This window comes from Pedobacter jeongneungensis, assembly GCF_000633455.1.
Lineage (GTDB): Bacteria > Bacteroidota > Bacteroidia > Sphingobacteriales > Sphingobacteriaceae > Pedobacter > Pedobacter jeongneungensis_A.
In genome coordinates, this window is sequence record NZ_AYMG01000027.1 from 86,982 (window position 1) to 98,407 (window position 11,426).

The 11,426-nt window shown below is 38.2% G+C and carries 11 protein-coding genes; 8 read left to right on the forward strand and 3 right to left on the reverse strand.

From position 1 onward, the window contains the following. Positions 1 to 3: 3 nt before the first annotated feature. On the reverse strand, positions 4 to 963 hold the full coding sequence (locus tag U859_RS0122865; protein WP_025145606.1) for a hypothetical protein: 960 nt from the start codon (positions 961 to 963) through the stop codon (positions 4 to 6). A 66-nt stretch (positions 964 to 1,029) separates the two neighbouring features. On the opposite strand from U859_RS0122865, the gene U859_RS0122870 reads away from it, so the two are divergent. Both U859_RS0122870 and U859_RS0122875 read left to right on the forward strand, forming a co-directional pair. Next, complete coding sequence (locus tag U859_RS0122870) at positions 1,030 to 1,569, forward strand: DUF1361 domain-containing protein (RefSeq protein ID WP_029986079.1); 540 nt, start codon at positions 1,030 to 1,032, stop codon at positions 1,567 to 1,569. Between the two features lie 134 nt (positions 1,570 to 1,703). Continuing rightward, on the forward strand, positions 1,704 to 2,183 hold the full coding sequence (locus tag U859_RS0122875) for a hypothetical protein (protein WP_162800019.1): 480 nt from the start codon (positions 1,704 to 1,706) through the stop codon (positions 2,181 to 2,183). 139 nt (positions 2,184 to 2,322) lie between these two features. Here U859_RS0122875 and U859_RS0122880 read toward each other — a convergent pair whose 3' ends face one another. Both U859_RS0122880 and U859_RS0122885 read right to left on the reverse strand, forming a co-directional pair. Then, a complete protein-coding gene (locus U859_RS0122880; protein ID WP_025145608.1) occupies positions 2,323 to 3,363 on the reverse strand; it encodes a ferredoxin--NADP reductase in 1,041 nt (346 codons plus the stop codon). A gap of 314 nt (positions 3,364 to 3,677) precedes the next feature. After that, positions 3,678 to 4,460 carry a lytic transglycosylase domain-containing protein gene (locus tag U859_RS0122885; RefSeq protein ID WP_025145609.1) on the reverse strand — a complete coding sequence of 261 codons (783 nt, stop codon included), beginning with the start codon at positions 4,458 to 4,460 and terminating at the stop codon, positions 3,678 to 3,680. 262 nt (positions 4,461 to 4,722) lie between these two features. Here U859_RS0122885 and U859_RS0122890 point away from each other — a divergent pair, with 262 nt between their 5' ends. The 6 genes from U859_RS0122890 to U859_RS0122915 all read left to right on the forward strand — a co-directional run bounded on the left by U859_RS0122890 (position 4,723) and on the right by U859_RS0122915 (position 11,332). Next, on the forward strand, positions 4,723 to 6,306 hold the full coding sequence (locus U859_RS0122890) for a pseudouridine synthase (protein WP_025145610.1): 1,584 nt from the start codon (positions 4,723 to 4,725) through the stop codon (positions 6,304 to 6,306). 297 nt (positions 6,307 to 6,603) lie between these two features. Continuing rightward, positions 6,604 to 7,713 (forward strand): lactonase family protein, encoded by a 1,110-nt coding sequence (locus U859_RS0122895; RefSeq protein ID WP_025145611.1) that lies wholly within the window; start codon positions 6,604 to 6,606, stop codon positions 7,711 to 7,713. An 18-nt stretch (positions 7,714 to 7,731) separates the two neighbouring features. Next, the gene (locus U859_RS0122900) at positions 7,732 to 8,226 is read left to right on the forward strand and encodes an SRPBCC domain-containing protein (RefSeq protein WP_025145612.1); all 495 of its coding nucleotides are present in this window, start codon (positions 7,732 to 7,734) and stop codon (positions 8,224 to 8,226) included. Between the two features lie 58 nt (positions 8,227 to 8,284). Then, positions 8,285 to 9,268 (forward strand): M28 family peptidase, encoded by a 984-nt coding sequence (locus U859_RS0122905; protein WP_029986082.1) that lies wholly within the window; start codon positions 8,285 to 8,287, stop codon positions 9,266 to 9,268. 88 nt (positions 9,269 to 9,356) lie between these two features. Then, entirely contained in the window at positions 9,357 to 10,214 is an 858-nt protein-coding gene (locus U859_RS0122910) for a nuclear transport factor 2 family protein (protein ID WP_029986083.1), read from the forward strand. A gap of 230 nt (positions 10,215 to 10,444) precedes the next feature. Beyond that, complete coding sequence (locus tag U859_RS0122915; RefSeq protein ID WP_025145615.1) at positions 10,445 to 11,332, forward strand: glycerophosphodiester phosphodiesterase family protein; 888 nt, start codon at positions 10,445 to 10,447, stop codon at positions 11,330 to 11,332. The last annotated feature ends 94 nt before the right edge of the window (positions 11,333 to 11,426 follow it).

Sequence of the window (11,426 nt, forward strand, 5' to 3'; positions counted from 1 at the left end):
CTATTAATTGTCATAATGTCGGCTTCTATTTCTAAGGAAACCAGATGATAAGCCAAAGCGCACATAACTATAATGATCCTGAAAATAGATATTGTAATTATCTTCGCCATAATAGCCTACCGCCGCCATCAAAAACACATTGTTCATAAACGGGAAGCTGTAATTGAAATTGATTTCAGCATTAAGCCTCTTCTGAATATTGGCGAAATTTTTCGATGGAATTTTATTTATGGCATAAGATAACTCGGTATTTAAACGCCAGGTTTCTTTTTCAGTTTTTACTTTTTGTTTATTCCGGGCATTTTTTTCGATTTCATCATACCGGCGCCATGAAAAACCATACAACACTCTTGTAAATCCAAAACCTTCATTAAGTGCAGGCTCACACCTAAAGAATTTATACCATTGCAAGCCAAGCCGATGATTGAAGGAATAATAGCTTTCATCGCCACTAGTTGGTGTAAAATCTCCAAAACGGTAAGAAAGCGTTAAATAATTCGCATTAAAATTTCCTGTACGGGTATTAATTGTACCATCCTGATTAAATGCACTCTGATCCTGACCGTTTGAATGATGTGTAAAAGCCAGTTCAGCATATTTATAATGTTCGGGATCGGGATTTAACCTCGCATAAAGCGCTCCGCCCAAACGGTAACTCGGCGTCCGTACAGCAGCAGAAAATTCTGTCCGTACACGTACCGTAAAATCAGGGATAATGGCAAAGGCAATGGGCGATTTATAACTACCCAAAAGCATGTATGTAGTGGTAAGCCGACCGTTGATTACATATTTAGAAGGAGCGCCTAATTCGCCACCCGGTGCTGTATAGGCTAAATCGGCATTTTCTTTGTACAGATGAATATATTCTTTGTTGGCAAACTCTCTTTTTACCGCTATTGAATCTTGAGCAAAGGATTGTAAACAAATGAGGCAGATGATAAGCGTAAAAAAAGTTTTCGTCATACCAGATAAACGCTGATAATGAGCCAACGGTTTTGTATTTTTAGAGAAATAACGATCGCTAATCAAATGATACATCAACTCAAAATACTCGGGAGGCTGAATATTACCATCTTTTTAATTGCCATGACTTTATTTTGCTTTGGAATATCTGTAACCAGATCTTTAATTACAGACACAAAGGTCTTCCTGTTTTTGAACTGGAATTTATTTCTGGCCATTATCCCCTGGGCCATTAGCTCTTTGATGTTAATCTATAACCTAAACAAAAAACTGCCACTGGTTTTGTTAATTATATCATGGATATTGTTTTTCCCAAATTCGCCATATATCCTAACGGATTTATTTCATCTCAGACTGAACGGAACGGCACCTATATGGTTTGATTTAGTGCTTATTTTATCATTTGCATGGACAGGGTTGATGTATGGCCTAATCAGCCTGACGGATATTGACAGGCAGTTATCAATTTATCTAAACCAAAAGTGGGTTAATGCGATCATTATTTCATTTTTATTCTTAGCAAGCTTTGGCATTTATCTGGGACGCTATTTAAGGTGGAACAGCTGGGACATTATTCAAAATCCACTCGGATTAGCTGGCGATTAAATAAAATTATTCCCATTAACTTAAATTCTTTACGCACCTAATTACAGAAAATGGTATTGATACATTTTATCTTTGAATTATTTAAAATCTCAATTCAAAGCGCAATCTATTCTTCCATAATATTTTTCAGTGTATTGAGTATCGTAAAACCAAAGCCAGGCAGCCTACTTTATTTTTTCAAGAAAAGGCAAGCATTAACATGGATATCAAGCTGGGTAGTTATCTCTTTCGGATTATTTTTCTTCATGTTTTCTTACAAGGGAGATCATGGACTGGGAGATAGTGCCAGAATTCCAATAGGTCATCATAGAGAAATCCATCAAATTGATCTCCTTTCATACGTCAAACCAAAAAATAATGGCGCGATCTATATATATGAATTTATCATCACTGATGATTACGTATACGGTAAATTGGATAAATACAATATAGAACTAAATCAAAATTATTTTGTTTATGACCTAAAATCAAACGCTATTCAGCTTTTTGATCAGGCAACATCCTTTAAATACTTTTTAACTTCAAAAAATCTAGATCAGGAATCTCCATACCAAACTTTTGATGACCATTATAACCGATACTGGAACGGATGGCGGTTTTGGTTGTTACCATAAGCATATTTAAAAGATCTTCGGCTCCGTTACTCTCCGCTCGAGATGACGATGCTACTATAAACGCCACGTTAACCAATGAACCTGTGAACGATTGAACCAATGACTAATGAACAAATGACCAATTAACGATTGAACTAACCTACCACTCTATCGTCGTTCCATTCTCCGTTGGGTGCCCCGTACAAACCAGCACCCGACCCCTTTCCAGTTCATCATCGGTAAGCACTTCGTTATAATCCATCCTTACCGCACCTTTGGTACAATTGGCTACACAGGTACTGCATACCCCTCCACGACAACTATAAGGAAGTTTAATTTTATTTTCGAGTGCTACATCTAAAATCCGCTTTGGCCAGGGCACTTCCAGATTGTACAATTCTCCTTTGAAGTTTAAAATAACCGAATAGGTATTTTTATCGACTATTTTTTCAGAACTATCGTCTTCATCAACCTCATCTTCCGGCAGCACAAAAGTCTCCCTTTTAATCTGTTTGATATCGAAACCCATGCCCAATAAGGTAATCCGACATAAATCCATATAAATTATTGGTCCGCAGCTATAAAACAGCGCATTATCCCGATCGAAATGTAAATGTTCTTTGATTAATTTCTCGATGTAGAATTTATTCAGCCTGGCTGTCATTAAGTTTTTGCTGTTGCTAAAAACCCAAACAATTTTTAACCTATCGGGGTATTGCTGTTGCCATTCAATCAGTTCATCAAAAAACAAAGTTTCTTCTTTTGATCTGTTACTATATACTAATGTGATCAACGATTTTTTCTCGCACACCAATGCCGTTTTCATAATCGAGAACAAAGGCGTAATGCCAACCCCCGCAGCAAAAAGAAAAAGATCGCGCTCTAAATTTTCTTCAGGCAAATAACTAAACAAACCCTGCGGCTCCTGAGCCAAAAGAATATCGTTTACCGAAGTTTTATGATGCAAAAATCTAGAAATCTCTCCATTCTCTACCCGTTTTACCGTAATAGCCAAAGGTTCATTTACATCCGGCGAACTGCTAAAAGAATACGACCTTCTTACCTCTTTATGTTTTCCCTGAAAAACCAATGATAAAAACTGTCCCGCCAAATACGCAGGGTATTCATCTACCTCTTCAAATTGAAAAGTAATATTATCGCCCGGTTGATTAATGATTTTATTGATCCGCAGTTTGAACATATTGCAAAGAAAGGAAATTGGTTTATTAGTTCAATAGTTCATTGGTCATTTGTTCACTGGTTATATAGAAAATACCTCCGTGTTAATCCGTGCATCTGTGGCTAAATGTTCATTAGCTCATTGGCAACTGGTTCATTGGTTAGCATGACGCATAAAATAACTCCGTGCCTTTGTGACCTTGTGGTAAACAAACATTGATCCGCAAAACAAATCGGTGTAATCCAACCATCTGTGAAATCATTTTCCAAAAAAAAAGCGTCCCGATTAAAAACCGGGACGCCTTACCAAATGCTTGTCTTTATCTTAATTATATATTATTCGGCGTTGTAGGCCAATAATACACGCGGTTTTGCGTAACCGTAACGTTTCGGATGTTCCATAATCTGTTTCATAGAAATTACTTTATAAACATAGCCACCGGTTTCGCGGTTAAGCCTCATTTTGTAGTAATTATCCTGATTTTGATTATCGATCTGCTTGCGTAAGCGTCCGTCGCCAACATTGTAAGCCGCAGCTACCAATGTCCAGCTTTCTAAACCTTTATACATTTCTTTAATGTATTTACAGGCTGCAATGGTCGATTTGCGCAGGTTATAGCGCTCATCAACATTCCCATTTACTCTTAATCCATAGGTACGGGCTGTGCCAGGCATAAACTGCCAGATTCCGGCTGCACCTTTTGGAGAAACCCCTTCTGCCATTCCAGATTCGACCAATGCCAAATACTTAAAATCGTTCGGGATTCCATAAGCAGCGAGAATGGGTTCAATTACAGGAAACCATTTTGCCGCTTTTGCATGCAGGCGATTGGTTTGGGTATTTCCGTAAGTGTGTGCTGCAAGAATTTTTTTCATTTTGCGTTCTACCTTTTTATCGCCTAACGGCAGGGTTTCTTCTGCAAAATTCAACTGTGCCATTAAAGATTGAGGGGCTTCCTCGTTTTCTACTTTTAGGCTATCAGATTTGGGTATTGTAGTGTTTAATTTTTCTTCTTTTAAAAGACTTTTTTGTGCTAAGGGCATTTGGTAAGCGAACACTTTTGCCAAGATAAATAGTGTTGCCACTACCGCAAATGGTACGATGTGTTTCTTTAACATTTTCCTCCTTTTTTTGGTGAACTTATATAAAAACGTTGGCAAAGGTAAAAAATAATAAGCACATTATCAAACAGTTACAGAAATAAGCCCGAAAATCGGCCTTTAAAGTGCTTTAAACGTGGATTTTAATTTTTGATTTTCAGACAATTTTCCCTATATTAGAGGCTATTTTTTTATCTAATTTTTCAGCTCTTAAAATTGTTATGTTCATCATTTTTTCATAAATTTGCAGCCCGCATTTTTAATGCGTTAAAAGCGTATCATGATAAATAAAAACAACAGGAACAGTCGGGATGACAAGTCCAAACCAGGCAGTCGGAGAACAGAAGGCAGAAGTAGTTCGGCCGGGTCTGACAGAAAGAGATCAGACGACAAAGACAGCAAATTCAAAAAATCATCCGATTCAAAAGAAGGCTTCAGACCCAGAAGCGCAGACAGTAAAGATTTCAAATCAAAATCTTTCGGAGACAAAAAAGATTTCAAACCAAGATCAGGCGGACGTGATTTCAAATCGAAAGATTCGGAACCACAGAGTTTCAAATTCGGCGATCGCGAGTTTAAATCAAAAGATGCAGCATCAGAAGACCGTGGTTTTAAACCGAGAGAAGGTAAATCGAGAGATTACAAGCCAAGAACCGGCGACCGTGATTTCAAACCGAGAGAAGGCGGATCAAGAGACTACAAACCAAGAACAGGAGACAGGGATTTTAAACCAAGAGAAGGTGGGGCAAGAGATTATAAGCCAAGAACAGGAGAACGCGATTTCAAATCTAAGGATGGAGATTCGAGAGATTTTAAACCGAGAACTGGCGACCGCGACTTTAAACCAAGAGAAGGCGGATCGAGAGATTACAAACCAAGAACTGGCGACCGTGATTTCAAATCGAAAGATGGTGGATCGAGAGATTTCAAACCTAGAGAGGGTGGCTACAAAGATTACAAATCAAGAGGTAAATCAGACGATTTCAAGCCAAGTGCTGGAAGTTCAAGAGATGTAAAGCCCAGAGAGCCAAGGGAAGGCGACACCCGTCCGTTTAGAAAACGCGAGGATGCACAGCCAAGAGATACAGAATTTAACCGCCCGGAGCGCACTGTAATTACTCAGGGCCGCAAAACAAATGAAGATAAAGGCTTAATCCGCCTAAACAGATATATTTCAAATGCAGGCATCTGCTCTCGTCGTAAAGCCGACGAGTTAATTATTGCCGGCATTATTACCGTGAATGGCGAAGCTGTTACCGAACTGGGACATAAAGTTGACCCTGCAAAGGATTTGGTTCGTTATAATGGCGAATTATTAAAACGCGAGAAAAAAGTTTACGTTTTATTAAACAAACCAAAAGATTACATCACCACTACCGACGATCCACAGGAACGCCGTACGGTAATGCAATTGGTTGATAAAGCGAGTCGTGAGCGTATTTACCCGGTTGGACGTTTAGACCGCAATACCACAGGTTTGTTGTTAATGACAAACGATGGTGATTTAGCCGATAAATTATCACACCCTAAAAACGGTATCACTAAAATTTACAATGTTGAACTGGATAAATCTTTATCACAAGGCGATTTAAACAAAATTGCTTTTGGTTTAGAATTAGAAGATGGCCTGATTAAACCTGATAACATTTCTTATGTAACAGGTGGAACCAAGAAAGAAATCGGTATCCAGATCCACAGTGGTAAAAACAGGATTGTTCGCCGTATTTTTGAACACTTAGGTTATAATGTAGAAAAATTAGACCGCGTAGTTTATGGCAACTTAACCAAGAAAGACCTACCGCGTGGTAGATGGCGCTATCTTGAAGAACATGAGTTAGTTCAGATTAAACATTTAATTAAATAGTATATAAAGGCAGCCAATTGGCTGCCTTTTTTTTGTATTGCTATTTTTTTACCACAAAGTACACAGAGAAAAAGTACGAAGGTCACAGAGTTAAGTATCCATTGAAGCAGTCTCTAATAATTAGAAACATCTTCCGTGTTTTCTGTGCATCCGTGGCAAAATTCTTTCCATTTATTTTTTCACAAAACGGGGATTAAAAGGATACGGATAAATAAACAAGATTTCTACAGCATCAAACTTTCCGTGGCTAATTATATTTTATTTCCCCATATTTGTTAAAATCAATACCATATTTTCATGAAAAAATTCAGTTCATTGCTTATACTTTCTATACTTTCGACCCTCGCTTTTGCTCAGAAAACGAATTACAATCTGATTGTAGGCACCTACACCGCACCAGGGAAAAGTGAAGGGATTTACACTTATAACTTTAATACTTTAACAGCTGCAGCAAGCATAAAAAGCATTACAAAAAACACGGCAAATCCAAGTTACGTAGCTGTTTCACCAGATAACAAGTTTATTTATGCCGTTAATGAAACCGGAGCTACCAGTACGGTAAGCGCATTTAAATATGATGCAAAAACAGGCGATTTAACCTTTTTAAACAAAGTTGATAGTCACGGTGCCGACCCTTGTTTTATTACCGTTGATGCAAAAAATGTAATTGTAGCCAATTATAGTGGTGGTAGTTTAGCTGTATTTTCACGAAAAACTGACGGGTCTTTAACAGATGCTTTGCAGATAATCAAACATACCGGAAAAAGCATCGATCCGAAAGGCAGACAAGAAAGCGCTCATGTGCACATGACTAAATTTACTCCAGATCATAAATACTTAATAGTTAATGACCTGGGCGAAGATCAAACCTATATTTACAACTATAGCCCAACCTCGAAAGAAAAAATATTAACGGTAAAATCGGTACTTAAAACCAATGCCGGTACTGGTCCAAGGCACATTACTTTTAGTCCCAATGGCAAGTTTGCCTATTTAGCACACGAATTTAATGGCAGCATTACTGCCTTTACTTATGCAAACGGAAGTTTAACCAAAATCCAGGAAATTGGCACAACTCCAAAAGATTTTACCGGCAAGGTTGACGGTGCAGATATCCATGTTTCGGCAGATGGAAAATTCCTTTACGAAACCAATCGTGGCGATGCCAATAGCATTTCTGCATTTTCCATTTTATCTACCGGAAAATTGAAATTTATTGAAACCGTAAGTACCTTGGGCAAGGGACCAAGAAATTTCACAATTGACCCGACCGGAAAATTCTTATTGATCGGACATCAGTACACCAACAACATTGTTATTTTTAACCGCAACAAAACGACGGGTAAATTAACCGATAGCGGCAAAAGGATCGATGTTGGTGCGCCGGTTTGTTTAGTATTTAATTAATCACTCAAAATTTAGCCAATGGAAAACTTCGATTGGACCAAATTCACGATCAGGATTGCCATTAAAGCAAAGCTTGAGGACATATACAATGCCTGGACAAAAGTTAGCGAAATTGAAAAATGGTTTTTAAGCGATGCATCTTTCACTGACGAGAATAAAGTATTGCTCAGCATAACGCAGAACGCACTTAAAGGCGATCGGTATAAATGGATCTGGTACCTGTATGATGATATCGAAAACGGAACGGTAACCGAAGCAAACGGAACAGATTATTTCCAGTTTACTTTTGCAGGAGATTGTTTGGTTGAAATCAAACTCCGTGAAGAGTTTGAGTATACTATTGTAGAATTGACCCAAAAGAATATCCCTGAAGATGATGATTCAAAAAGGAACATCCGTCTGGGCTGCCACAATGGCTGGAGTTTTTACCTGATTAATTTAAAATCCGTTTACGAAGGCGGTTTAGATTTAAGAAATAAAGATAACCGGTTTAAGCCAATGCTGAATAATTAGAACATCAGGTTTCCGATATCTCCTAGACTACTTTAAATAATTTTCCGTTAGAATAACAATGAATAAAAAATTATTAATACTCCCGCTCTTGGCATTAATCGGACTGGAGGCCTGCCAAAATAAAACAAAACAAAATGATGATGAAAATGGAGAACAGACTACCGTAAAATTATCATCCCCCGATTTTAATGCGGATAGTGCCTATGCCTATACAAAAGCACAGGTAGATTTCGGTCCACGGATTCCGGGCACATCAGCACATCAGAAATGCGCAGATTATTTGGTTGCCAAATTAAAATCCTTCGGTGCTAACGTAAGTATACAAGGTGAGAAAACGCAGACTTATGATGGCAAAAGTTTTCAGCTAAAAAATATTGTTGCCACCTTTAATCCAGATAAAAAGGCCAGAGTTTTAATTACAGCCCATTGGGATGCCCGTCCCTTTTCAGATCAGGATGCTGATCCGGCAAACCATACAAAATCATTTGATGCAGCTAACGACGGTGCAAGCGGCGTAGCGGTAATTTTAGAAATGGCACGCCAGATTCAACAAAAACAGCCTAATGTTGGCGTAGATTTCGTGCTGTGGGATTTAGAAGATTATGGCAAGGCAAACGATGAAACGCCTGATGAAACCACCTGGTGTTTAGGCTCGCAATACTGGGCAAAAAAAGCAATGGCTTCCGGATATAAAGCGCTTTATGGCATTAATCTGGATATGGTTGGCGGTGGTAATGCACAATTTACCCAAGACGAAATTTCACGCCAGGCTGCTCCAACTGTGGCCGATAAAGTTTGGGACATCGGAAATGAGATTGGTTACTCCTCTTATTTCACCAAAATCCCGAGCGGAAAACTGGTAGATGATCATTTTTGGATGAACAAGGCGGGCATTCCTTCTATCGATATTATCCATTATAATGATAACAGTGGTTTTTACATCAACTGGCATACCCAGCTTGACAATTTAGCGAATATTGATAAAAATACGTTAAAAGCAACCGGACAAACGGTTTTAGAAACCATTTACAGAGAAAAATAAATGGCAACAATGTGTAATTGTTAATTATTTTTAAGACCATACACCAAAGAAACTTTTATATTCGCCAAATAAATTATCTAAAATAGTAATGAAACAATTATTTTCAACCGCAATAGCTTCGCTTTTAGCCTTAGGCGCTTTTGCCCAAAAGAGTGACGGGACAACCAAATCTTTAGTAAATGCTGAAAAGGATTTCGCTAAGTCGATTGCCAAAAATGGAGATAAAGACGCATATCTGGATTATTCATCCGCCAGTACTTTAGTATTCAGACCAAACCCTGTTAGTGCTAAAACTTTTTATACAGGTAAGTCAAGTGCCGAAAATGATGTTACCTGGACGCCAAACTTGGCAAAGGTATCGCGTAGTGGCGATTTAGGTTTTACTACAGGCCCTTACGAAATCGGAACTTCGGAAAAAAAATATGGTCAATACCTTTCGATCTGGAAACCAGAAAACGGCAGATGGAAATTAGCGATCGATTTAGGAACGGAAAGCAACAAACCTTTAGCCAGTGTTACGCCATCATTTGTGGAGCCAAAAGACCACGTTGCACCAAAATTCTTGAATGAAAGAGAGATTAAAGCCGGTAAAGACATCATCTTAACTACCGAAAAAACATTAAACACGCTTTTAAAAACACATGGCATTGCAGCATTTGGCGGCTTTTTAACCAACGATGCACGTTTACTTTTCCCAGGTAACGAAGCCATTGATGGAAAAGGAAAAATTATTGCGTTTTATAACGGCATGATCAGTAAGATCAATTTAAAAACCACAGGCGTAGATAAAGCAATCGGTAGTGATTTAGCTTATACTTATGGTGTAGCAACAATTGATTATAAAGCAGACCTGCGCGAAAGTTTTAACTATGTTTTCGTATACGAAAAAGCAGCAGATGCAAGCTGGAACTTAATTGTACAGGCTTTTGTACCTGCAGAAAGATAAAATATAAATGTGAATTAAAGAGGGCTATCGATAAAAAGGGGCCCTTTTTTTATGTCTACATTTTGCATTTACCTGCATAACAGTTCGGGTTTAGCCCCGATTGAAGTGGTATCCTTGCAGCGCAGCGGAAAGATATAGCGCAAAGCGGGAACAAACATTAAAAACAGTACAATTTTTGCGCTTCAAAAAAATAATTACAAATAACACAGCCTATTTTACGTTTAAAACCCATGCATAAAAAATTACTTTTATCCGTTACGCTCGCTTTATTCTTTTTAAATGTTTCTGCCCAAAAGAAAAAATTCGATTTACAGGGTAAAGCCGGCGCACGTGGCATTATGCCCGAGAATACCATCGAAGGCATGTTAAAAGCATTAGACTTAGGCGTTACCACTTTAGAAATGGATGCTGTTATTTCGAAAGATAAACAGGTGGTACTTTCGCAGGAACCTTATTTTAACAACGAAATTTCGCTTCAGCCCAATGGAAAAGCCATTACCTTAAAAGACCAGAAGAATTTCAATATCTACAAAATGGATTATGAGCAGGTTAAAAAGTTCGATGTAGGTAGTAAGGTGCACAGCCGTTTTCCGGGACAGATGAAATTTAAGGCTTACAAACCCCTGCTCTCTGAAACAATAGACGCAACAGAGGCCTATGTGAAAGAACACAAACTGGCTAAACCAGTGTACAGTATCGAAACAAAAACGATTAAAAATGGAGATAACGAATTCCACCCTGAGCCTGCAGAGTTTGTAGACCTGATTATGGAGGTCATTAATGCCAAAAAGTTAAGCAAAAGGGTAATTATCGAATCGTTTGATATGCGCACGCTTCAGTACCTGCATGAGAAATACCCTAAAATACAAACTTCGTTACTGATTGACGAGAAAGAACCTTTTGAAGATTATATTGAGAAATTAGGATTTAAACCAACCATTTATAGTCCTTATTCGGTATTGGTTGGTAAAGGCCTGGTAGACCGCTGCCATGCGATGGGTATCAAAATTATCCCCTGGACAGTAAATACGGTTAAGGAGCTTAAATATTTTATGGATTTAGGTGTAGATGGTGTGCTTACCGATTACCCTAATATTATGGGGCAGTTGAATAACTAACCTATCATTGGTATCTCATTGACTGAAATAAAATGCCGTGCTATTACACACTCGTCTGGAAACGAGCGTGAGCAACTCAAACAAAAAAAGCGCT